Origin of the sequence: Symmachiella macrocystis (assembly GCF_007860075.1) — a bacterium.
GTDB classification, from domain to species: Bacteria; Planctomycetota; Planctomycetia; order Planctomycetales; family Planctomycetaceae; genus Symmachiella; species Symmachiella macrocystis.
Window position 1 is genome coordinate 3793820 of sequence record NZ_SJPP01000001.1, and the last position, 24864, is coordinate 3818683.

General features: G+C 55.5%; 14 protein-coding genes and 1 tRNA gene. 7 read left to right on the forward strand and 8 right to left on the reverse strand.

What is annotated here, in order from left to right:
- Positions 1–177 precede the first annotated feature (177 nt).
- The 4 genes from CA54_RS14705 to CA54_RS14720 form a co-directional block, all read right to left on the reverse strand.
- On the reverse strand, positions 178–1422 hold the full coding sequence (locus tag CA54_RS14705) for a type II secretion system F family protein (protein ID WP_146371498.1): 1245 nt from the start codon (positions 1420–1422) through the stop codon (positions 178–180).
- 163 nt (positions 1423–1585) lie between these two features.
- The gene (locus CA54_RS14710; RefSeq protein WP_146371499.1) at positions 1586–3298 is read right to left on the reverse strand and encodes a GspE/PulE family protein; all 1713 of its coding nucleotides are present in this window, start codon (positions 3296–3298) and stop codon (positions 1586–1588) included.
- Between the two features lie 96 nt (positions 3299–3394).
- On the reverse strand, positions 3395–4510 hold the full coding sequence (locus CA54_RS14715; protein WP_145378947.1) for a type IV pilus twitching motility protein PilT: 1116 nt from the start codon (positions 4508–4510) through the stop codon (positions 3395–3397).
- Between the two features lie 659 nt (positions 4511–5169).
- Complete coding sequence (locus CA54_RS14720) at positions 5170–6849, reverse strand: GspE/PulE family protein (protein WP_145378946.1); 1680 nt, start codon at positions 6847–6849, stop codon at positions 5170–5172.
- 665 nt (positions 6850–7514) lie between these two features.
- Here CA54_RS14720 and CA54_RS14725 point away from each other — a divergent pair.
- The 5 genes from CA54_RS14725 to CA54_RS14745 all read left to right on the forward strand — a co-directional run bounded on the left by CA54_RS14725 (position 7515) and on the right by CA54_RS14745 (position 13118).
- Positions 7515–7587: transfer RNA gene (locus CA54_RS14725), tRNA-Ala, on the forward strand.
- Between the two features lie 101 nt (positions 7588–7688).
- The gene (locus tag CA54_RS14730) at positions 7689–8669 is read left to right on the forward strand and encodes a hypothetical protein (protein ID WP_146371501.1); all 981 of its coding nucleotides are present in this window, start codon (positions 7689–7691) and stop codon (positions 8667–8669) included.
- Positions 8670–9053: 384 nt separating this feature from the next.
- Positions 9054–10997, forward strand: a complete 1944-nt coding sequence (locus CA54_RS14735) for an acyl-CoA dehydrogenase family protein (protein ID WP_146371503.1) — start codon at positions 9054–9056, stop codon at positions 10995–10997.
- A 211-nt stretch (positions 10998–11208) separates the two neighbouring features.
- Positions 11209–12105 carry a patatin-like phospholipase family protein gene (locus CA54_RS14740; protein ID WP_146371505.1) on the forward strand — a complete coding sequence of 299 codons (897 nt, stop codon included), beginning with the start codon at positions 11209–11211 and terminating at the stop codon, positions 12103–12105.
- A 110-nt stretch (positions 12106–12215) separates the two neighbouring features.
- Positions 12216–13118, forward strand: a complete 903-nt coding sequence (locus tag CA54_RS14745; protein WP_231963069.1) for an alpha/beta hydrolase — start codon at positions 12216–12218, stop codon at positions 13116–13118.
- A 27-nt stretch (positions 13119–13145) separates the two neighbouring features.
- On the opposite strand, the gene CA54_RS14750 is transcribed toward CA54_RS14745, so the two are convergent.
- Complete coding sequence (locus CA54_RS14750) at positions 13146–17534, reverse strand: protein kinase domain-containing protein (protein ID WP_146371507.1); 4389 nt, start codon at positions 17532–17534, stop codon at positions 13146–13148.
- 318 nt (positions 17535–17852) lie between these two features.
- Between CA54_RS14750 and CA54_RS14755 the strand changes: the two genes are divergently transcribed.
- Positions 17853–18503, forward strand: a complete 651-nt coding sequence (locus CA54_RS14755) for a metal-dependent hydrolase (RefSeq protein ID WP_146371509.1) — start codon at positions 17853–17855, stop codon at positions 18501–18503.
- Between the two features lie 48 nt (positions 18504–18551).
- Here the strand turns inward: CA54_RS14755 and CA54_RS14760 are convergent, their stop codons facing one another.
- The 3 genes from CA54_RS14760 to CA54_RS14770 all read right to left on the reverse strand — a co-directional run bounded on the left by CA54_RS14760 (position 18552) and on the right by CA54_RS14770 (position 22517).
- A complete protein-coding gene (locus CA54_RS14760) occupies positions 18552–18821 on the reverse strand; it encodes a hypothetical protein (protein ID WP_146371511.1) in 270 nt (89 codons plus the stop codon).
- 368 nt (positions 18822–19189) lie between these two features.
- Complete coding sequence (locus CA54_RS14765; protein WP_146371513.1) at positions 19190–19873, reverse strand: class I SAM-dependent methyltransferase; 684 nt, start codon at positions 19871–19873, stop codon at positions 19190–19192.
- A gap of 106 nt (positions 19874–19979) precedes the next feature.
- Positions 19980–22517, reverse strand: a complete 2538-nt coding sequence (locus tag CA54_RS14770) for an ATP-dependent Clp protease ATP-binding subunit (protein WP_146371515.1) — start codon at positions 22515–22517, stop codon at positions 19980–19982.
- A 737-nt stretch (positions 22518–23254) separates the two neighbouring features.
- Here CA54_RS14770 and CA54_RS14775 point away from each other — a divergent pair.
- A complete protein-coding gene (locus tag CA54_RS14775; RefSeq protein WP_146371516.1) occupies positions 23255–24799 on the forward strand; it encodes a thiamine phosphate synthase in 1545 nt (514 codons plus the stop codon).
- Positions 24800–24864: the final 65 nt, after the last annotated feature.

Sequence of the window (24864 nt, forward strand, 5' to 3'; positions counted from 1 at the left end):
TGTTCAGAAAATCGCGGTTCAAAAAATTGCCGCCACTCCCGGTCGGGCTACGAAAACCTCGCCGTGATTTGGGTGAGGAGTCTCCGCCGTAGCCGCGAGGGGATGAGCAGGCCCGCTGGATAAACATTCAATTGTTGAGGTGATAAAGTTTCGCGTCCGTGCCGCCGACATGAAGAATCATGCCAGGTCGTTCAGCAGTTTGATTAACGGCATGAACAAGGCGATGACAATAAATCCGACGATGAAACCAAGCACGACGACCATTAACGGTTCGAGCAAACTGATCATGCCGTCGACCAAAATCTTGACTTCCTCATCGTAGGTGTCGGCGATCTTGTAGAGCATGACGTCCAACGCACCGGTTTCCTCACCGACGTCGACCATATTCACCACCATGTCGTCGACAATGCGGGCCTCCTTGAGCGGCACCGCCATCGATTCCCCTTCGCGAATCGCCACATAGATGTTTTGAAACGCTTTGACGAACACTGCATTGCCCGAAGTATCGCGGGCAATGATCAAGGCTTCGAGAATCGGCACCCCGGAAGCAATCAACGTTCCCAAAGTCCGGCAGGTCCGTCCGGTGGTGGACTTGGAAACGATTTTGCCTAAGACGGGAATCTTCAACAGCATGTAGTCCAAGATATACTCGCCCGTCTTGTTTTTTCTGATGATTTTATTCATCAGCCAAAGCGCGAATGGAACCGCAGGGAACAGATAAAAATAGTTCACCACGAATTCGCTCATGGTGATCAACATAATGGTGATGCCGGGGAGTTCTGTATCGAAGTCTTCAAAGATTTTTGCGAACTTCGGAATGATCCAATACATGATGAAGCCGACGATCAACGTGGCGACTAAAATCACCATCACCGGATAAATCATGGCCCCTTGGACAGTCCGCTTCAGGCTTTGAGCGCGTTCCTTAAAGTCGGCCAAGCGTTGCAAAATGATTTCCAAGGCACCCGAGGCTTCACCCGCCTTGACCATGTTGACGTACAGGTTGTCGAAGGCTTTGGGGTTTTTGGACATCGCTTCGGATAGCGTGTTTCCCGACTCGACATCCTCAATCACGTTCATCAACGTGTTTTTCAAGACACCCGGTTTGGACTGCCCTTCCAAAATTCTCAAGCTCCGCAAAATCGGCAAGCCGGCATCTTGCAGTGTCGAGAGTTGACGGGTGAAGGTGCAAAGTTTTTTGGGTTTGATTTTACCAAGTGTGAAGGCACGCTTCTTGCCGTCACCACGCCGTTTGGTCGCCGTTTTGGTCGCTTTTTTACGGCCCGTTTCTGTGATTTTGGTGACGAGTAGACCTTTTTCCCGGATCAGGCTCTGCGCTTCAGCCTCCGAGGGAGCATCAATGGTGTCCGTGACTTCGGCACCCGTCTTATGGTCCATCGCCTCAAACTGAAATTTTGGCATCAGAAGTTTCCCCACTCTGTCTTGAGACAAGCGGCTTGAACACGAAAATAGTCATTCGGTCCGCCGCGCCGTACGCCGGACTACTCGCCAAAAACGCCCCATCTCGGATGCCCTTCAAACAGGCAGTCAAGCCGCCCAGGTCACCCTGATTCAGCGGGCCGCATTAATCCAGATTCTCCATCACGGTTTCACGCACGACTTCATCAATCGTGGTGAGCCCGTCAAAAATCAATTTCAAACCCGCTTCACGCAAGGTTGTCATGCCTTGGCTACGGGCCAGTATTCGCAAATCATCGATCGAGGCATCCGCCACGATCAAATCCCGCATATCGTCGTTGATGTCCATCAATTCATACAGACCCACGCGGCCCTTGTAGCCGGTGTTGTTACAACGAGCGCAGCCTTTGCCGTAATAAAAGTTGTACTTCCGCGCCGTCTCGATCGGGATCTGCAATTCCATCAGCAATTCATCGCTCGGCTCGAATTGCGTGCGACATTCGGTACAAATCCGCCGCACGAGTCGCTGAGCGAGCACAGCTTCGACGGTAGCCGTGATCAAGAACGGAGGAACCCCCATGTCGCGAAGACGCGTGATGGCGGTCGGCGCATCGTTGGTGTGTAAAGTGCTAAAGACCAAGTGTCCGGTCAGCGCGCTTTGTACGGCGATTTCACCCGTCTCGTAGTCGCGAATTTCGCCAACGAGAATCAAGTCGGGGTCATGCCGTAAAATCGCCCGCAGCACGGTGGCGAACGTCACATCGATGTCCGGATTAATTGGAATCTGAACCAGACCGTCGATGTCGTATTCAATCGGATCTTCGGTCGTGATGATCTTGGTGCCGATGTCGTTGAGTTCATTAAGTGCCGAGTACAGCGTCGTTGTTTTGCCGCTTCCCGTGGGACCGGTTACCAAACAAATCCCGTTTGGCCGCCGAATCACTTCACGGAATTTTGTGAGAATCCCCGCGTCCATACCGATCTTGTTGAGGTCCAACTGCACAACGGTCCGGTCCAAGACCCGCATGACGACCGACTCGCCGAACATCGTCGGCAAGACACTCACCCGCAGGTCGACCGAGTTTCCGCCCACGTTCAATTCAATCCGGCCATCCTGCGGCATCCGCCGTTCGGTGATGTCCAACTCAGCCATGACCTTAATCCGCGAAACAATCGCGCTGGCCAAGTGCCGCGGTGGCGGGACCATTTCGTACAACACGCCGTCGGCCCGCACACGCACTTTGAATTCGTCTTCAAAAGGTTCAAAATGGATGTCGCTGGCTTGGTCTTTGATCGCCAGCAGCAATACCATGTTGATCAGCTTGCGGATCGGAGCCGCATCCTGCAATTCTTCGACCGATGCCAAGTCAAAGACTTGGTCGGACATCTTGGCATCGCTGAGCTCTCCCCCCTCTAACTCACCGATGACATCTTCAATGCTGTCTTGTTTGTCGGCATAATACCGATTGATTGCTTCTTCAACATGCTCGACAGAGGAGACGGCCCCGCGCACGTCGTACCCTAGAAAATTCCGCAAGTCGTCCAGCGCGCCCACATTTTGTGGATCCGCCATCGCCACCGTCAGGGTGTTGTCAACGAGCGAGATCGGCAGGATTTTGTAGATACTGGCCATCGTCTCGGGGACCAATTCCAGCACCTTAGCGGGAATGTTCGTCTCCGGCAGGTTGATGACCTGCATGCCCCACTGTTCGGCCAAGGCTTCGCTGATTTGATCTTCAGTGACCAAGCCCATACGGACCGCGACACGGCCGATGATTTCACCCGGGCTTTGTTTTTGCTCCTCAAGGACATCCCACAATTGGTCCTCGGTGAGATACCCCAGGTCAACCAGAATCTGTCCCAGTCGTCGGGCAGCCATTGTCAATCTTTCGTTAGAGTCATACGTGCGGTTAATCCCACACGATCCAAGGCACAACCGGGAACACCAAAAGTGTTCAAGTCCGGCGAGAATACGCTACTCAAAATCGAATTCGTCCTCTTCCTCGTCTTCAGAGAGCAATCCCTTCTTGGCCATGGCAATTTTGGCTTTGATTTCGCCCGGTTGATTCGAGCGATTCACCACATCGTGCTCTTCGACCATCCCCTTTTTCCACAGGTCGAACAAATTGTCGTCGAGCAGTTGCATGCCGTACTTTTTACCGGTCTGAATACTCGATGGCACGCGATAGGTTTTGTTTTCGCGAATCAAGTTGGCGATCGCCGGTGTGACCACCAACATCTCGTAGGCCGCCACCAATCCCTTGGGCTTGCGCGGCAATAGGGCCTGGCTCAAAATCCCGATAATGGCCACTGACAACTGTGTGCGAATCTGTTCTTGTTGGCTTGTGGGGAATACGTCGATGATCCGGTTGATCGTCCCCTCCGCCCCGGTCGTGTGCAGCGTGCCAAACACCACGTGCCCGGTTTCAGCAGCCGTAATGGCTGCTTGAATTGTATCTAAGTCCCGCATTTCGCCGACGAGCATCACGTCGGGATCCATCCGCAATGCGCGCCGCAAAGCTTCAGGAAAGTCCGGTACGTCGACGCCGATTTCCCGCTGATTGATCGTGCTTTTCTTGTGCTCGTGGTAATACTCGATCGGGTCTTCCATCGTAATGATGTGATGGTCGACGGTGTCATTCAGGTAGTTGATCATGCTGGCCAAACTGGTCGTCTTGCCGCTTCCCGTCGGGCCGGTCACTAAGAACAACCCCCGCGGACGCATGATCAGATCCCGCACAATCGGCGGCAGACCCAATTGTTCAAACGTTAAAAACTCGTTCGGAATCCGCCGCAACACCATGCCGATGTTGCCACGTTGCTTGAAGACCGCAACACGGAATCGAGCCAGCTTGCCGAAGGCAAAACCGAAGTCCGTCCCCCCGACCTCTTGCAGTTCCTGCTGATTCCGCTCCGGCGTCACGCTTTTCATCAGCGACATGCAATCGTCCGCCTCCAACACTTTCGTGTCCAGACGCACCATCCGTCCACCCATCCGCAACACCGGCGGCTGGCCGACCGTGATATGCAAATCACTCGCCTTTTGATTAACGACCGTTTGCAGCAACTTATCAATTTGAATCGTCGCCATGTGGCGATTGCTCCTCAACTCGCTAAAACGCTTGAATGCGAAAATTAATCCAGTCGATGCAGCCACCAACCGGCGCGGGCAATGCCCCACAACTTCAGAGGGTCATCTTTTCTGCCCGTCCCCGCAATTCATTCTATCAATCCTCTCTTGTCGTTTCCGTCAAAATTGCTGCCTAGAAAATCGCTCCCTCGAAACTCGAGGAACGATAGTCAACAAACTGCCTAAGCCGATCCATGGTGTCATTTTTATATCTGAATAAATTGGTCGTTACGTCCGCCTCTGCTTTCGGACAGGTTTTGAACTTTAAGCAGAAATTTCGCCTCACTCAAGGAATCCCTCGAATTGCTGGCTTTTCTATCCTAAAACGCCAAATCGCTAAATCAGTGGATTTGCGACGGACTAACTCAATTGCAAGCGAACCTCCGCACATTGACGCTCTCTGGCTCGTCCGACACGCGATGCAGCATTTTTCACCACTTCTCCCCGGTATCGCCTGCGTTCGCGAGCCACGCCTGGCTTGCAGGGTCCCTCTATCCGACTCCAAAGTTCTCTTCGAGTCCCAGACTGTTTGTGATTCAGCCAGAAATTCGATTCCGCGTTGTTTCCCCAGCCGCAGCGACCTGCTTAACACAGGTTTTGCAGCTCGGCGCCGCTGGAGATTAATGGCCACCCGAATGGAGGCGGAAAACTTCATTCAGCGTCGTAAGTCCTTCCACAGCCTTCTTTGTCGCGTCTTGCACTAACGTCTCCATGCCGAACAGGCGTGCCTGGCGGCGGATGTTTTGCGTCGGTTCGCGGCGGAAGGTCATGTCTCGCAAAACAGAATTCATGAACATCAATTCAAACACGCCCAACCGGCCTCGGTAGCCAGTGTGTTGACAGTGTGAACACCCTTTCCCCTTCATCCAGTTGGCGTTTGCCGCCTCTTCGGGGGTAATTCCTAGGTGTTGCAATTCGCCCGGATCCGGCTCGTAGGGGACTTTGCATTTCACGCAATTGACCCGCACCAAACGTTGAGCCATAACCGCCATTAAGCTCGATGCGACCAAGAATGGTTGCACTCCCATGTCGATTAGCCGTGTCACGGATCCAGGCGCATCGTTCGTATGTAGCGTACTGAATACCAAGTGTCCAGTCAGTGAAGCCTGGATTGCCATGTCAGCAGTCTCTGTATCGCGGATTTCTCCCACGAGGATCACATTCGGGGCTTGCCGCAACATGGCGCGAATAATGCGACCGAAATCGAGGCCGATTTTGCTCTTCACCTCGACCTGATTGATCCCCGGCAGATAATATTCGACCGGGTCCTCAGCGGTGATGATCTTGCGGTCTGGTCGGTTTAGTTCACCTAATGCACTGTACAAGGTGGTGGTTTTCCCACTTCCCGTGGGACCGGTGACCAGGAAAATTCCGTTGGGGCGACGGATGATATTTTGAAAACGACGGTAGTTGTCTTCGCCAAACCCCAGATTCCGGATGCCGACCTTAATGTTGTCTCGGTCTAGGATCCGCATCACGATGGCTTGGCCATGGTTGGAGGGCAAAATGCTGACCCGCAGGTCGAAATCTCGCCCGGCGACACGCGTCTTGATCCGCCCGTCCTGGCAACGCCGCTTTTCGGAGATGTCCATCGTCGCCATGATTTTAATACGGGAAATCAACGGACCGAGCAGGCGGCGGGGTGGGCTGTCCCGTTCCACCAGTACTCCGTCGATCCGGTAGCGAATGCGGATGCGGTCATCGAACGGCTCGATATGGATGTCGCTGGCCCGCATGCTGACCGCTTCGTGGATGATCAGGTTGGCCAGTTTGATGATCGGGGCTTCTGAGTCCTCGTCGGAGTCGATGCCGTCGCCGTAGTCCGTTTCGGTGAAATCGATCGCCGTTTCGGTGAATTCCGCGAGCATGGAGTCGACCGACTCTGTTTCGCTTTGGCCGTAGTGACGGTTGATGGCCGCCTGGATCGCCTCTTTCGAGGCCAGGACCACGTCGACATCCCGGTCGAGGATGAAGCGCAGTTTGTCCAACACCTCATAGGCCATCGGGTCGTGGATGGCGACAATTAGCGCTTCTGATTCCAGTGCGAGGGGAATCACGGTGTTTTCCCGGGCGACCGATTCAGGGACCAGTTCGATCACCTGCATGGGAATTTGCCGGCCCTCGATGTCCACCCACTCATAACCATGTTCTGATGCTTGGGCCTGACCGATGTCTTCAGCGGTCACATACCCCAACGAGACCAATGCCTCGTCGGCGCTAATTCCCATACTGGCCGCCATGCCCTGCGCCTCGGCAAGCTGGTCCGCTGAGATTTTGCCCGAATCGACTAACTGTTGCATTGATTCTCCCGCCACGGCCAAAAACCGGTCCCCCCTTCGCTGGCCAGCAGGTGCGAAACATGCATCGCTTGGCACGGTCTTAAGGAGACCAACAAACTCTTAAACGAAAACCTGCAACGGGATGTCACCCACTCAAGAGACCTGCCGGTGGCGGGCCTTTGGGGGAAAGAGGCAACTCGTCACGGTGATTTCACGATAGTCTTGAGGAGAGGAAACGGAGCTGAGAACCAGCCGCTCTACCTTATCCTCGGATTTCATTAGGGTTGCGTCTGCGTTGGTCTTCGCCTTAGCAGTCACAACCTGCGAAATAAATTTGTCTACACCTACTGATTCTGATTGTACCAGAAATAGGTGTCAAGCACTCCTTTGGCGATAATTGACATTCTGCAAATCTTGTTATAAACGCGATTTGTGGATTTTGGGCGAAGGTTGCCGCCGCCACAGGCTTGCCAGCCCCTGATCGGTCTCTATAATGAACGCCGCTTTCGCCCTCCGTCCAGCGAGACAACGCCTCGGCAATGTCAACGCTTGGTGAGGACGACAAACGGCTCCATCAGCTTGTGATCAGCTCACGGCAGTCACAGTTTCGCTGCGACCTAGGCTCGACGAAAGCGGATGGAGAGACGCGACTGAAAGACGCGGTTGAAAGACGAAGAAGAGAACAAGGGGCGGTAGCTCAGCTGGGAGAGCGCTGCGTTCGCAATGCAGAGGTCGGGGGTTCGAGTCCCCTCCGCTCCACTTCTCTGTTTTCTCTTTAGTTTTACCATTGCGACGTATCCGCTTAGGAAAGGTATTCCTTCATGCGAGGTGCCGAGATGTGGTCGAGGTTTCTTGCACCAATGACGCTCGCGGCTGCTTCGTATGTGTTGGCTCAATTGCCAACAGCGCAGACTTCCGCCGCTGAAGCCAGCTTCTCTCCGGCCGCAACAATAAAATGTGCGGTGGAAACCCTCGAAGAAGCCCATATTTCCAGGCAGCCCCTGAACGACGAACTCTCCTCCAAATGGTTTCAGGCATACTTTGATTGGCTCGATCCGCGGCGGATGTATTTCCTGCAGGCAGACCTTGCGGAGTTTCGCCATTTCGAAAAAAGTCTCGACGATGCAGCAAAGCAAGGCCGATTTGAATTTCCAAAATTGGTTCGCCAGCGTTACCGGAGACGTGTCAAACAGGCAGCAACGTGGGCGGAAGAATTTCTTGCGAGGGAGCAAGAGTTTACCAACCATGAGGAATTGCCATTAGGTGATCCCGGTTTCGCAACGGACGATAACCAACTGAGGGAACGTTGGCGATTGCGAATCAAGGGGGAGTTGCTGATCGAAAAGTTGCACGGCGTTCCACTACAAGAGGTGACGGACCGTCTTCGCTCGCGCTATCGCCGCATCGCTCAACAAGCCAAAGACATGACTGATGAGCGGTTGTGCAACATCTATTTAAATGCCCTCACTGCCAGTTATGACCCACGCTCGTCGTACCTCAGCCCTGATACGGTAAGAATGTTTAGTGAATCGGTATCGCGGTATCATTATTCTCTTGGCATGACTCTTGAGCGACGCCGAGGTCGGTACCTGATTGGATCGATTTTGGTGCCGGTGTCAAATCCATTGCTTATGAAACAAATCGTCGGTTGGGAATTGACGGCGATACGGACCGCCGATGGTGAAACCATCGATCTTGTTGAACTACCCAGCGACGATTTGATCGGAATGACACTTTGGGCCGATGGTCCTTTGGGGGGCAATGCGGTCGTCATTCTTGAACTGCTGCACCCAGTCACTTTGGAGCGTCAGAGTTTGGTATGGCCGCGGTTTGAGAGTTAGTTTGCCAGCCCTCGATTGCATAGGAGTTGGGGTTGGGTTAGTCGCCTCTGAAAAGCGGTGGAATTCGCTGCCGAGGACAATCCGTCGACCTGCCTGACCGCTGCTCGGCATAGGAAACTGCCCTAGCAAAAACGCCGAAACCATTATTGCTGTAATAAGATGATCGTGTATAATACACAGTCTTAACATCGACCCCGACCGAACGGTCGGTCGGTTTTCTAGGTGACTGGATCGGCCGGGATTCCCTGCGGCCTCCTCAACGTTCTTGGGTACAACTTGGCGCGGACGTAATTCGCCCTGTGCGATGTTTGATCGCTGGGAATCTGACACCATCATTATCGGCCCAGCAGACTTGGGCATGGAACCAGGAGACTGGAGTACAGCATGAGCACCGAAACCCCCAAAGCGGAGACTAAACCGGTTTCGCAATCCGACGAGACGGAACGCGAGGAAGTGTCCTTCGCCGAAACCGCCTTTAAGCTGGCTGGCAAGAGCGACGATGAAGCGCGTCGCACCGGGGCTGTGGATAGCGCCGACGATCAAGTCGAAAAGATGTTTGCGCCGAAGTATCAAACGGCCAACAGTCCAGCGCACCGGGCGGTCTGGGATCGTAAGGTCCCCGTCGATTTGTTCGACTTCACGACCAGCTCTCCCGAAGCGGGCGTCGCGAAGGTGATGGACGATTCACTGGCCATCGTGCGTAAGCATCGTGAAGCGGGCAACATTCTCAACGAGAAGAAAAAGATCCGCCCCGAAATTTTGCAGGAGTTGGGCGGCGCCGGCTATTGGGGCTTGCTGGTTGATAAACAGCATGGCGGCTCAGGCGCGAAGTTCGCGAACTTCGCGCAGTTCTTGACCCAAATGGCGATGCTGGATCCCACGATCAGCGGGTTGGCGTCGGTGCATGGTTGTATCGGCGCGGTCGATCCGGTGCGGACCTTCGGCAACGCCGAACAAAAAGAACGCTTTCTGCCACGACTCGCCTCGGGCGAACGGCTTTCCGCATTTGCCCTGACTGAGCCGGGTGCCGGTTCGGACCTGACGGCGCTGAGCACCGTTGCGGAATTGCAGGGCAATGAATATGTCGTCAACGGCGAAAAATTGTTCATCACCAACGTGCAGCCGGGACGAACGATCGGGTTGGTTTGCCTGATTGAAGACAAGCCCGCTGTGTTGATCGTCGACTTGCCGGATGAGGAAAACGAGAACTTCCAACTCGTCCCCTACGGCATTTATGCGATGAAGCACACGTATAACATGGGGATCAAGTTCAATAACCTGCGCGTGCCGGCTGAGAACTTGCTCAAGCCGGGCCGTGGCGATGGTTTGACGATTGCCTATCATGGCTTGAACCTGGGCCGCGTCGCCTTGTGTGCGGCAGCCTCGGGTAACATGCGGAACATGATGGCCAGCATGATTCCTTGGGCCAAGTACCGCAAAACTTATGGAGCGGCCATTTCCACGCGGGAATTGGTGCAGCGCCGCCTGGGGCATTTGGCCGGATATATCGGTGCCGCCGACGGACTGTCGGAATGGTGCGCGAATCTGATCGACCAAGGATATCGCGGCGAGATGGAATGTATTATCGCCAAGATCTTCGGCAGCGAAGCCCAGAAGGATGCGGCGATTGAGTTGTTCATGAAGACGCACGGCGGACGTTCGTTCCTGGAAGGGCATATTCTGGGCGACAACATCCACGAGTTTTTGGCGCCGTGTATCTACGAAGGCGAAGGGGAAATGCTCGGCATGGCCTACTTCAAATCGTTGGTCAAGCAACACGGCAAGCAGTTCTTCGAGCCGATCGGTTTTGCTCTGCAAAAAGCGGGCATCAAACAGCCGAACATGATGAACCCGTCGCATCTGATGGCACTCTCGGGACCGATGGTGCAGTACGGCAAATGGCTGACCGCTCGCAAATTGCAGCGGAGCCAAACACCCGACTGGCCGCGGATGCCGAAGAATCTCAAGGTGCATGCGGAGTTTGCCGCCGATTGGCTGCAACGTTCCAGCTTGGAAATCACTGGCACGATGCGGAAGTTCCAATTGAAATTGGCGGACCGTCAATGCCGCATGTCCGAATTGTCGCAGCGGGTTCAAGATGCCACCACGATGTTGTGCACAGCCTTGTACGCCGCACGGCAAACCGACACGTTGGTGCAGGATGCGGCCGATTGCTTCTGTCAGCATTTGACGGCCAAGCTTTTGGGTCAGCGCCCCAGCGATCGATATTTCCGCAGCGTGACTGCTGTGGGCGAGGCGATTGTCGAAGGCGGATTCAAGTCGATTGCCGGCTTGGAGCCTGATGAAATCATGATGCCTTACAAATAAAACGAACTTGGGCCGCGTGGTGGAAACTCAACTTCTGCCGCGCGGCCTTTCTTATTCTTTGGCGGCCTCGGGCGACATGCGCCGGAGGAGTATAAGATTCGTCGGTTGCTCGCAGGTCTATCGGTGGACGCGCACGCCCGGCATCGGTCATTATAAACAACATCGTGAACCTACTGGATTGATTTGGGTGTGAGGTGTTGGGACAGGGAACATGGATTCGTGCAGCACAGCTTTGGCACTAGGCGGCGGTGGTGCCCGCGGTTTGGCGCATCTCGGCGTGATCGAGTCGTTGTTGGAGGCGGAGATCTCGCTGAATCGCATCGTGGGAGTCAGCATCGGCAGTTTGGCCGGCGCCATGTATGCGTTTAACCCGGACATCCACTATGCCCAAAAGTCGGGGCTGGAGTATTTGCTGTCCGAGGAATTTCAGCGGCATCAAAAGATCATGTTCGGCACACAAGGTTCCGACGGTGCGGCCGAGACGACCGGCGGAGTTTTTGCATGGTATAGTCGAGCCAAGGATTACCTGCGTGCGAATCGTATTTTCCATCGCGTGATTAGCCACCCTTCCCTTTTGCCGGGACTGGTGTTGCGGGATGTGGTTGACAATCTACTCCCCGATGCCGACATCGCCGACGCGGTGATCCCCTTGAGCATTGTCGCTGCCGATTTGCGGAGCGGACACAAAGTGATTTTAGAGCGGGGATCGGTGCGTGAAGCAGTGCGTGCGTCATCATCGTTGCCGGGGATTTTTCCGCCGGTGGAATTTGAAGGAATGTTGCTCAGCGACGTGGGAGTGTTTTATTCCTTGCCCACGACAGTGGCTCGCTCTTACGGTATGCATCAGGTGATTGCGGTCGACGTCAGTTCCGATATGCAGCGGATTCAGGATTGCGGGACGGCGCTGGACGTGTTGATGCGGATGGACGAAATCGGCGAGAGTCTGTTTCGCAAACAGGTGCGCGACGCGGCGGACTTGGTGATCCGTCCGGACGTCTCCGGCATTCAGTGGTTCGATTTTTCCACACCAAAGGAATTGATCGACACGGGGCGGACGGCGGGGCAAAACGCGCTGCGCGGTTGGAGTCCCGCGCCGGTCGAGGCATGATAGGATCCGCTTGAGAAATAACGCTTTGGCATTAGTACTTAAATCTGCTTAATAACTAACCGTGACGGTCCTTAAAAACGAGTGACCTCGACAGATAGGGGATGGGATTGATGATTCGAAATTGCATGTTGACGTTGGCGATGATGTTCGGGTTGGCTGTGGCCGCCAGTGCGGTGAATGCAGCGGAAAAAGGGCCGTATGAACAGCACGAAGACGTGGTGTATGGTCAAGAGTACGGTGTGGCGCTGGTGATGGATATTTTTGTGCCAACCGGCGAGAAAAACGGCGTGGGGATTGTCGATGTCGTGAGCGGCGCCTGGCATTCCGACCGGGGTAAGATCAGACAGCACAAAATGGCGCAGATGTACGACATCTTCACCAAGAAGGGATTCACCGTCTTCGCCGTGCGGCCCGGTTCGATTACCAAATTCTCCGCAGGGGAAATGCTACAAAACATCAAGCGGGGCGTCCGCTGGGTGAAAGAGCACGCGGAAGAGTATGGAGTCGACCCCAACAATTTGGGAATGACCGGTGCATCCGCTGGAGGGCACTTGGCCTGTTTGGCATCCGTGACCGCTCATGAAGGTGAGAAGTCCGACGGCACAGATGTCAAAGCCACGGCGATCTTCTTTCCGCCGACCGATTTTACGATGTACGGAACCACAGCCGTCGATCCCAAGGGGTCTGACCGGTTTGGTCAAATTGTGCGAGCTTTGGCTTTTCGCGATGGCATCGACGGCCTGAGCGACGAGGAAATCACAAAGAAAATCGAGGCGATTTCACCGGCGAAGCTGGTCCACAAACAGGCGCCGGCATTTTTATTCATTCATGGCGACGCTGACCCGGCGGTCCCGTTGCAACAATCTGAGGTGATGGTCGAGGCCCTGAAAAACGCCGGGGTCGAAGTCAAATTGATCGTCAAACCGGGCGGCGGACATCCCTGGCCAACGATTCCCGAAGAGGTCGCCGTGTTAGCCGATTGGCTGGAATCACAGTTGGTCAAGAAGCAATAAGTTGGCGAGCGGTTGAGCTTCGAACCGTCACGAGCCGGCGAGTTCCGGTTCGATGGCGGGGGTCGACTTCTTGGCATCGGCGGTTTTGCTTTTGACGTTGGTATTTTTCACAGGGCGGCTGATGTCGTGGTTAGCGAGCAGGAACATCCGTTTTTTTGCCGTGATGGCGCGGTCGGCCAGAAGTTTGTGAAAGTCGAAGTAAACCGGTCCGCGTTGCGCAAACGGTTTGAGCGCCTGCGCGACCTCAGCGGCCGTTTGATAGCGCTCGTTACAGTCTTTGGCCAACATCATGTGGACAATGTTGGAGACTTCCTGCGGGACGTCGGAGACTAATTCACTGACTTGCCGCGGGGCATCTTCTCGATGTGCCTTGAGCTTGTCGTTGACGGCATTGTGCGGGAAGGGAACTTCGCCCGTGAGTGCGAAATACAGCGTGCAGCCTAGGCTGTAGATGTCGGCGGTGGCGTCGACGGAGAAGCTGTCGCGGGCTTGTTCGGGCGGAATGTAGTCGGGCGTGCCCATGCAGTCGTGCCCGTGATCGACTTTCAACGTTAGCTCATCGGCGTCGCCGCGGATGAGCGCTAGCCCGAAATCGATGATTTTCAATTCGCCGTCGTGCAGCAGTAATAAATTGGCCGGCTTGATGTCGCGATGGATGATACCCGCTTCGTGAATGTGCTGTAGTCCCCGCGCAGCTTGGGCGATGATGTCGCAAGCTTGCGGACAGGGAATTGGCCCATTGAGTTCAATCAGTTCCTGCAGCGTCGCCCCGTAGGCAACCTCCATGACGAGGTACTGGGCGTCGTCGGCGCTACCCGACTCGATGGCGCGAATAATGTTGGGGTGATCGAACTCCAGGGCGGCGCGGGATTCCAAATCAAACCGTGCCCGCATGCCGGCATTGGCGAGATGCTGGGCGGAGAGCACTTTGAGGACGACCGTGCTGCCGTCGCGGGTATCCTCAGCTTCGTAAAGCCAACCGGTGCTGCCGGTGCCGAGCAGTTCGAGGACCCGGAAATGTCCGATGAAAAATCCGCGGTAGCGGCGACCGTCCAACAACCAGTCGATGTGCGTGCGTCCAATACCGCCACCGGCGAGTGATGTCGCGGAGACGGCGACCACCGAGGAAGCATCGCCTGTTTCCTGAGGCCGTCGATCGTCGTGGCCATTGCCGTTGGCGGGCGGGTTGGAAATTTCTAGCTGAAATTCGTCCATCTCGGCCGAGACGTTGCGAAACTCGTCGATCAGATTCGAGGTGGCTTCTAGTTGTTGCTGGGCGAAATCTGTTTTTTGTGTCTCGAGTTCCGCGACGTCATTTTGGAACGCCGCCACGTCGGCTTCGAAAGCAGCGCGGGCTTCGGCCAATTCACGTTCGTTATTGTCGAGGGTGGTTTTCTGCAATTCGATTTCGCCGGCCATCACTTCCAATTGTTGTTGTTTGTCCGCTTGGCTGTCGCGTTGTTGGGCGAGTTGCGCTTCTTCCTCGCGTAGTTGCTGTTGCGCTTCTTCGGCAGCCGCTGCTTCGTCAGTCAGCTGGGCCGCCTGTTGGGCATGTTCGGCCTGTTGCTGACTCAGCGCCTCTAACTCTATATCGAGCGCCGCACGGACTTGCTGCAGTGTTTCCCGTTCACGCGTTATAACCTCTTCGGCCCGCACGGCCGCTTCGCGTTGCTGCTGGAGTTCATTTTGGTCCGATTTCAAAATACCCAGAGCCTGAAGGAATTCCATTTGTGCGGTTTCCAGCTGCGACTGCTCCTCGTGAATCGCTTGCTGTGCGGAATCGTGATCGGCAGATTGAGCGGCGAAGGTTTGCACAGCCGATTCGTGTGCGGCGGCGGATTGTTCCAGCAATTCCGTGTTCTGCTTGAGCGTCGCCTGTTGTTCTTCCAGTTCGATATTAAGTTCGCTCAATTCCCGACGCTCGATTTCGACCTGCCGGGCCTGTTGTTCCAACTCCGCCCGTTGGTCGGTTAACTGCTGTTGGTCCGCCGCCAGACGCTCCTGCTTCTGCTCAAGTTGTTGGGCTGTTTCGCGGTTTTGTTCCTCGATTTCGAGGGCAGCGGTTTTGGCCGTCGACTGAGCGGTCTCAAACGCCAATCGCGCCGCGCTGGTTTCTGCGGCTTCGCGTGCGTGAGCGTCCTGTTCTTCCCGCAGACTTTGCTCGCTGGCGATCATTTCTTGCCGCTGGTTTTCCAACTCTTCCCGCTGGCGGTCCTGTTCAGTGGCTTGCTGCGCGAGGGAGGTTTGTTGTTCTTTGAGCGCTCTTTGTTGCTCTCGCAAGGATTCCGATTCCTGCCGTAGTTCGCCCTCACGCGCGTCGTGTGTTTGTTGTTGCTCAGCGAGTTGCTGGGTGTCGTCGTCGAGTTGGCGGCGGAGTTTTTCGAGATTCGCTTGCTGCTGCGCCAACTCCTGATTCGATGTCTCTAGATTTTCTTGATCCTGGTGGAATGCGGCGACTGCCGATTCATGCGCGGCTTGTGCTTCTTCGGCAGCTTGTTCGCTACGGGCGACTTGGGCCTCGCGCGACTCAATGAGCGTTTGTTGTTCTTGCAGTTTGAGTTTCTCTTCATCCTGCGTTTTGCGAGCGGCGGCCTGAGCGGCTTCGAATTCACTGTTGGCTGCGCTGAAGGTTTGTTGCTCCGTCAAGAATTTGGCACGCTTCGCCTCGAGTTCGTCAAAACGCATCCGCAGCATTTCGCCGTTCGCTTGGTCCCGGTCCTTTTGCTCTTCGACGCGCATCCATTCGGTCTCGAACTTGGCGACCTCCTCTTGATGTCGCTGTTTTTCCGCGGCCAAGTCCTGTTGTTTGGCGGTGAATTTAACGCGTTCCGTTTCCAACGACTCTTGTTGCTGTACCAGACGAACTAGCTGCGACTGCGATTTGGTATCGCGCTGGTCTAGCTCCTCACGCAATTGATCCAAGGCGTGACGCTGCTCTTCGGCCGCCTTCTGTTGAGCAGCCCATTGGACACGTTCCGTCTCCAATGTCTCTTGCTGTTGGGCAAGGCGGTCGAGCGTTGATTGCGACTCGGTGTCGCGCTGATTGAATTCCTGACGCAACTCATCCAACGCGCGCTGCCGGCTTTCCAACTCTGTTTGTTGGGAGTTCAACTTCGACTGCCGCGCGTCTGCCGCGGACTCACGGTCGGTCAGTTTTTGTTCGCGGTCACCCAGTTCCGTGCGGGCAGCGGTGAGTTGCGCGTCCTGTTGTTCGAGTTGCTTGCGGTTGGAATCGAGCGCAATCAGCGCGGCTTCTGAATGTTGGACGTGAGCCTGATGCTCCTGGATTTTGACGTCCCATTCCCGTTGCCGTTCGGCAAACTGCGACTGTTCGGCCTGCAGGTCGTTCTGTTGCTGCTGAAACTGCGCTGCAGCCTCATCGGCCGCCTGCTTTTGCGTTTCCAGTTGCTCGCGGTCGCGCTCGAGTTGCTGTTGAGCGTTTTGAAATTCCGTCTGCCTGGTCTCGAACTCGGTGAGCTGTTGCTGGAAATTTTGCTGTTGCAGCTCAAGTTTCTCCGTCGCTTCCTTCAAACTTGCTTGAGCCTCAGACTGCTGGGCCTGTGTCTTAGCCAGTTCCCTTTGTGCCTCGGCCAGTTCTGCCTGCGCATTTGCCAGTTCGGACTGGACGGCCGCCAATTCTTCACCCGCCGTTGCTGCGTTTGCGTCGACGGCAGGCGACTGTTGTGGCAGGCCGGCCGGCAGGGGGCGCGGGAGAAGGTTGGTTTTCACTAAAAACGCGAAGGAGCCGAATTCCAGCTTGTCGCCATCTGCCAGTGCGGCGATTTCGACCGATACACCATTCACCTTGGTTCCCGTTTCGCTCCGCAAGTCCCGCACACGAAGGCTGCCGTACTCCATCGTCAACACGCAATGCGCATGGCTGATCGCGCTGGCGACCAGTTGCATATTGCAGCCGGGGGCCGACCCGATCAATGTTGATGGCCGGAGGATATTCTTTTTCAGCGGCGCGCCATCGGGGCCGACGAATGTGAGTTCAGCAAAGGGTGGCTCGTCACCTTCGATGGCTTCGGGCACATCGGGGATGGGGGGAGCGCCTTGGAGATCTGTCGCCACCAAAAACGAAAAGCGGCCGACCTCGATCGTGTCCCCTTCGGCGAGGGTGGCGACTTGGATGGACTGGTCGTTCACGCGTGTTCCCGCGGCACTGCGGAGGTCGCGGACGCGGAGCACGCCCGATTCGACAGTCACGATGCAATGTGCCTCGGCGATTTCCGGATCCAGCAGTTGCACGTTGCAGCGCGGGCCCGAACCGATCAACGTCGTATAGCGCAGGACGCTCTTCTCGATGGTTTGTCCGTCCGGTCCGCGAAACATCAACCGGGCGCATGCCCCCTCGGGAACCCGCGGTGCCGGTTCAACTGAGCTTGATGCTTCCAAGGGATCGACGCTACTCATGAAATGCCTGCTTGAAGCAAATGTGTGGAGCGATCACATGATCGGATCGTGCCATGCACATTCAACTTCGTCCACTGACGATTCGACCGACGGGTGATCCGCCGGTACGTATAGAAATCCGTGTGTAGAAACCGAAGAGCGCCTCATCCAGTTTATCATAGCGGCCATAGCGAAGGACAACGACTTTTAATTTTTTCGGCGAACTGCTTCATTGTTTCATGGCTGTTGTTGATGCAGTCTGCCCCAATTGGCAATCGATCGGCGGTCCGGTCATACTGGTTGTAGTGATCTTCCGAACAATTTGAAGCACTGGTATACATGACAACAATTGAACATGCGTTGCTGGGCATCAACGGAGCACTGGCCATGGGATTACACCGCCGCTATGGCTGGCAGGTGGTGGCCCTGGCGGGGCTGGTGGCAATCAGCCCGGATTGGGACGGCCTGACGTTGGTGCTAGGGCCAGTGCTGTTTGATCAGGCGCACCGCGTCTGGGGGCATAGTTTCCTGACGTGCGGCGTGCTGGGGATTTTGATTGGCGTCATCGATTATCGTTTCGACGTCGTCACGCGACTGGCCAATGTCAGTGCACGGGGACTGCAGCGCTGCGGGCTGGAGCTTCCCGCTGATCAAGGCCTGGGAGCGCTGCCACTGCGACGAGAGCGAACGGTTGCTGGATATGCCGTTTGGATGCTTGTGGCGTTAGCGGCCGCCCTGAGCCATCTTGCCGCCGATTTGGTGGTGTCCGGGACGGCGACTTTGGGCGACTGGAAATTGCAGTTGCTGTGGCCGTTTTCCACAGAGGGTTGGATTTATCCACGCGTCCACTGGGGCGATCCCGGCATGACCATTATCTTTGTCATGGGGATGCTGGCGATGTACCGTTGGCGCAATCGGTTGCAAATGATCGCGGCGGCCACGCTGCTGGGCGTGGCCGCATATATCGTTGTCCGCGGTGCGCTGGAATAAACGGCGCACTGGAACAACAGTGCGCTGGGATAATCCACGGCCCGTTGCTCAGCGGTCAGCGTCGATGACCCGCAACTGTAGCGCCGGTTCCGGGGCGGGGAACATGCGATCGAGTTGCATGTCGATCAGTTCCAACCGCATAGCGATTTGATCGCTGCGTTTGGACCATTGCTTCAACCAGGACAGGAATTCGCCTTCGTCCCGCGATTGGCTTTGTCGGACCTGAGTCATGTTGTTCTGCAAACGGTGTAACGACTGTCCCAAACAAGAATTGACAACTTTAAGATGTCCACTATCCACATCGGCGTGATGGGTCATTCAATACTCCAACATGATGATTTCGCGTCAATCAAATCAGCATCGCCTCCGTGGCTACGACCGGACCCTCTCCGGCTCCCTCAACCTCACTCTCTCTGCCGCCGCCTTGCTCCCGACTGCAAGGCCCAATCGTCGGGGCCACTGTGCGGACCGGAATCGATTGGATCGGTCTACAGAGCGGACCCTGCGAATGCGTGGGGACATTGCTGCATCCCAACACCACCATCGACATTGCGTTTTGAGAGGCTTGAGTAGTTTGGAGATAAATTCTCGGTGTTGACTATGAAGTACTCTTCACAATCCACACAGCCTGCACAAAAATTGCGCTCGGCGCAACGAGTGCGGGCGCCTTCCATTGATTACAACCGCTACACACCGCATCGCCCGGCGAGGGTCCAGTGGCGATCGGTCGTTTGCACGCACCATTGTGCCGGTAGACCCGCAGTGCTCAGCAGCGATTTGACCTCTGCAACCGTCAGCGCCGCACGCAACGATTGTCGAAAGAGTTGCCGTTGCTCGTCGTTGGTGTCTGCCGCATAGGTGCTAACTAACTGCTCCAGTTCCGCTTCGTCATCCGGACGCAGCAGGTCGCGGACGAAGAGCACTCCTCCCGAGCGAACCACGCGGGCCATTTCGACGATCACCTGCAAGGGATCGGGAATGTGGTGCACTATGCTGTTGGATATCACAGCGTCGAACGTTTCCGTGGCATAGGGGAGTTGTTTCGCGTCGACGCGTTCGAGCATGATGTTCTGCGTGAAACCGGCTGCAGCGACGTTTTGCCGGCCGACTTTGAGCATTTCATCAGCGAGGTCGACACCAGTGACGTGAATCGGAAGCTGCCGCCGGCTCAATTCCACGGGAATCTGCGCGGTCCCGGTGCCAACGTCCAAAACTCGCAGCTCTGTGACGGACGGATTCTCAAACTGTGCGAATGCCAACAGATCATCAACGAAAACGCGATTGACGTCCGTATGGTCCATTGTGTCGTAGTCGATGGCTTCCTGGGCGGAGTCCATGACTTCCGGTTCGAGAATGCGCTGCAGCGGCATTGCCGGATCCTTATGGAAACAAGGGAGTGGGAACCAAAGGGAATAAAAAAACGCCCCGGTTGCAAGGACCGGAGCGTTTCTTGTTTATTCGCGAGAGACTCGCGTCTTACGATTCTTCGGACTCGCCGCTGTTTTCGTCCTCGGAACCAACCGCAGCCATTTCGGGTTCAGCCGATTCTTCGAACGAGGCGTCGAAGTCGAGTTGCTTGGTATCGCCGACTTCTTTAACGCGAACGGTGATCGTGTTTTTGCCTTCGAAGGCGTCGCGGAGCAACTCTTCGGAAAGCGGATCTTCAATAAAGGTTTCGATGCAGCGACGTAGTGGGCGGGCACCGTAATCGATGTCCGACGCACCCTTGTCGATGATCAGTTCTTTGCTTTCGTCGGTCAGAATCAGATTCAGGCCTCGTTCTCCAAGACGTTCGTAGACCTTCTCCAATTCGATGTCGATGATCAGCTTCAAGTTCTCGCGGTCGAGATGCTTGAACACGATGACGTCATCCACACGGCCTAAGAACTCCGGCTTGAATTCATCTTCGATTTCGTGCATCAGACGGCGTTTCATACCATCGTAGCTGTGATCGAGGTCCTTCTTGACGAAACCAAATTCGCTGCCGGATTGAATCACCTTGGCACCGGCGTTGGTGGTCATGATCAAGATCACGTTTTTGAAATCGACTTTGCGACCGAAACTATCGGTGAGGTGTCCCTCTTCCATAATTTGCAGTAGCATATTGAACACGTCGGGGTGCGCTTTTTCGATTTCGTCCAACAGCACCACGGCGTAGGGGCGGCGGCGGATTTTTTCCGTCAGTTGGCCCCCTTCTTCGTAGCCGACGTAACCAGGAGGGGCACCGATCAAACGGCTGACGTTGTGTTTCTCCATGTACTCACTCATGTCGATTTGAATGAGCGATTCGGCATCGCCGAACATGAATTCCGCCAACGTTTTGGCCAGTAATGTTTTTCCAACACCCGTCGGACCGGCGAACAGGAAGACACCCGTAGGACGCCGCGGATCCTTCAACCCGCTACGACTACGACGGACCGCCTTGGCGACCTGTTTAATGGCTTCTTCCTGGCTGATGACCTTCTTGTGCAGTTCATCTTCCATTTGCAGCAACCGCACCGCATCTTCGCTCGACAACCGTGTGAGCGGGATGCCGGTCATTTTGGCGACGACTTCGGCGATCACATCGTTGTCGACGACACCGTCGGTTTCGCGGGATTTCTCACGCCAATCGCGGGTCAAGGACTCTTTCTTCTTCTTCAGCTTGTCGGCTTGATCACGCAAGCTGGCCGCTTTTTCGAAGTCTTGATTGGCGACCGCTTCTTCTTTGGCTTGATTCAGGCCTTCGATTTCTTCATCGAGTTCCTTCAAATCGGGCGGGCGGACCATCGATTTGAGGCGGATACGAGCACCCGCTTCGTCGATGACGTCGATCGCCTTATCCGGCAGGCAACGGCCGGTGATGTAACGGTTGGACAGTTCCACAGCCGCTTCCAACGAGTCGTCGGTGATTTGCACGCGATGGTGCGATTCGTACCGATCCCGCAAGCCGCGGAGGATTTCCACAGTCTCTGTCGCACTGGGCGGTTCGACCATCACGGTCTGGAACCGGCGTTCCAGGGCGCCATCTTTTTCGATGTATTTGCGGTACTCGTCGAGCGTAGTGGCTCCGATGCACTGCAATTCGCCCCGGCTCAGTGCGGGTTTGAGCACGTTGGAGGCATCAATCGCCCCTTCCGCGCCACCGGCGCCCACCAGAGTGTGCAATTCGTCGATGAACAAGATCGTGTTTTTGGCACGACGCACTTCGTTCATGACTGCTTTGATGCGTTCTTCGAATTGACCGCGATATTTGGTTCCAGCGACCATCATCGCCAAGTCCAGCACGACAATCCGGCGGTCCCGCAGCAAGTCGGGAACGTTGTTATCGATGACCATTTGGGCAAAGCCCTCGACAATGGCCGTCTTACCCACGCCCGCTTCACCCAGCAAGACCGGGTTGTTCTTTTGGCGACGACAGAGGATCTGGATCACCCGTTCGATTTCATCGGTACGACCGATCACCGGATCGAGTTTGCCCTGTTTGGCCAATTCGGTCAGATCGCGGCCGAAGCTATCCAATGCGGGCGTTTTGCTTTTGCCCGCTTTGGGACTTCCAGCGGCGGGACTGCGTTCGCCCGATTCGGCGCCTTCCAGTCCGTGGCCGAGCAAGTTCAACACTTCCTCGCGAACATCTTCTAGCTTCAGGCCAAGGTTCATCAACACCTGAGCGGCCACGCCTTCTTGTTCGCGGAGCAAGCCCAACAGAATGTGTTCAGTGCCGACGTAATTGTGATTCAGGTTACGGGCTTCTTCCATCGAGTATTCGATGACTTTTTTGGCCCGTGGGGTTTGCGGCAATTTGCCCATCGTCACCATATCGGGACCAGATTGGACGATCTTTTCGACCTCCAAACGGATTTTTCTCAGGTCGACGTCCAGGTTTTTCAGGACATTGGCGGCGACGCCGGAGCCTTCCTTGACTAGTCCCAACAGAATGTGTTCCGTGCCGATATATTCGTGATTGAACCGCTGCGCCTCCTGGTTGGCGAGTTGCATCACTTTTCGGGCTCGGTCGGTAAATCGCTCGTACATGCGAGGTTCTCCCTAAATCTTGCGAGGGTGCAAGACAATTTCTCAAACGCTGACTACCGCGCTTGCTCTATAATTTAAAACCGATGTTTCAGTCTTCTTCAATCCGCCATCACACTTCTTAAATGCCGATCGCAACGCTCGTAACAATTTTTCTACGATCCGTGCCTTCCGCAGGATGACGGTCACTTAACAATACTTCACGTTTCGATGTGTGAACGGGTTTCCGTTCCGCAACATCAAAGTTCCCGAGACTGCGGGAATCGCAGACGTTACTACCGGGAAAGTTGATTGGGTTTCCACAGTCTCCCGTGATATCCTGATTCGTGGAGGCGGTATTTTCGTTCCCACAGAACCGAAAAGATCAACAGAAACGGCAGGTCCAACTTTCACGGTCCTTGGAAAAGCCGCAACCTCACAATTCGATTACCCTTTCGGTACAATGTATGGTCAGAGGCCGCTGTTTGAACAAACCCAAACTCACCCGGCTGCAAAGTCTTCCTCATCCATTGAAATTATCAGGATATACCGCGAATTCTAGTGACCGTTCGCGCCGATGGCAAGACGTGCCGAGAGGCGGAGCCTGTTAAGCAGCGGCGAGTGCATGACTTGCAAAGAATGTCCTGCGTTGGAAGACACCTTTGCCAGGCTTGAAAGTGGTCATCCTGCTCTGAACTGTCTCGACAATAAACTAATCCCTTTGGACTTCGCCTATTCGGCCCCAAAGCCGCACACCCAAAATGCAACAACCGTTGACTCCCGCTGCCCAAAGAGTTCTAGACCGGGCGACCGAAATTGCCACAACCGGCCAATCGTCAGCCGTGGCTCCGCGGCATCTATTACGTAGCCTTTTACTGGAAGAATCACGTGCCAGCGAGATTTTGGGCGGGTTCGATGTGGAGATTTCCACAGTGGAGACGGTTTTCCCTGACGAGAAGAGCGTCCCTCCCGTGGAGACAACCGTCGAGTCCGCACTGACCGAGACCGTTCCTTTTGATGAACCGTCCGCATGGGCCATTCAGGAAGCGCGGCATCTTGCGGGCATTCAAGGACGTCACAGTGAAGTCGGGACCGAACATCTGCTGTGGGGGTTGTTGGTTGTTGACTCCGATGTCTCGGCTTGGCTCCGCGAACAAGGGGTGCAGCGCGAAGAGCTCACGCAACTCGTGGATGAGAAAACAGGATTTTCCGCTGCGCCGCTTGAAACCGACGTCAGGATCGAATTCTCACAGCCAAACGTTTCACAACGTCACAACGCGATGCGAATCATCGATGCCGCCGCCAACCGCGCTCGCGAAGGGGTACGTGTGGTCGAGGATTACGTCCGTTTCATCAGCGACGATGCGCATTTGTCTGCGCTGCTCAAAAGTTGGCGACACGATTTCGCGGCGGCAATTTCCGCAATCGCGCCGCACGACTTGGCTGCGGCGCGGGATACCCTGTCGGACGTGGGAACGACGATTTCCACAACCGCCGAAGCGCAGCGAGATTCCGCCGCGGAAGTCCTGCAGGCGAATTTGAAACGCGTGCAGGAAGCGGTGCGGACGTTGGAGGAGTATGGCAAGATCCTCGCTGCGGACTTGGGCGGCCAATTCGAACAACTCCGCTATCGGTTTTATACGCTAGAAAAATCGATCTTATCGACGCTTCACAATCAAGCACGGTTGGCTGGCCGCAATTTGTATTTGCTGGTCAGCGAAGCGCTATGTCATCACGGCAGTGGACCGGCGATTCGCGAGGCGCTTGCTGGGGGGGTGAGCATTGTGCAGCTACGCGAAAAGGAAATGCCCGATCGTCAATTGGTCGAATTCGGCCGTCGCGTCCGCCAATGGACGCGCGAAGCGGGAGCCCTCTATATCATGAACGACCGTCCCGATTTGGCCGTACTCACCGATGCCGATGGCGTGCATGTCGGCCAGGAGGAACTATCGCTCAAAGACGCCCGGCGGATTGTGGGGACGGAGAAACTCGTCGGCGTTTCGACGCACACCATCGAACAAGCGCGGCAAGCCGTGGTGGAGGGTGCCGATTACATCGGCGTCGGTCCCGTGTTTTCCAGCACGACGAAACAGTTCACGGATCTGGCGGGACTGGAATTCGTCCGCCAAGTTGCCGCGGAGATCACCCTGCCCTGGTACGCCATCGGCGGCATCACAGCGGATAACATCGCCCAAGTAGCAGAAGCCGGCGCCACGCGAGTCGCCGTCAGCAGCGCCGTCTGCTCCAAGGAAAACAGCCAAACGGCCGCCTCGCAGTTAATGACAGCATTATCGAACAATCGCTAGCATTCAATTGAAGTTAATCCTTGTCGGGCTGACTCAAAACGGATCTTTATGCGAGTTGGATTTGT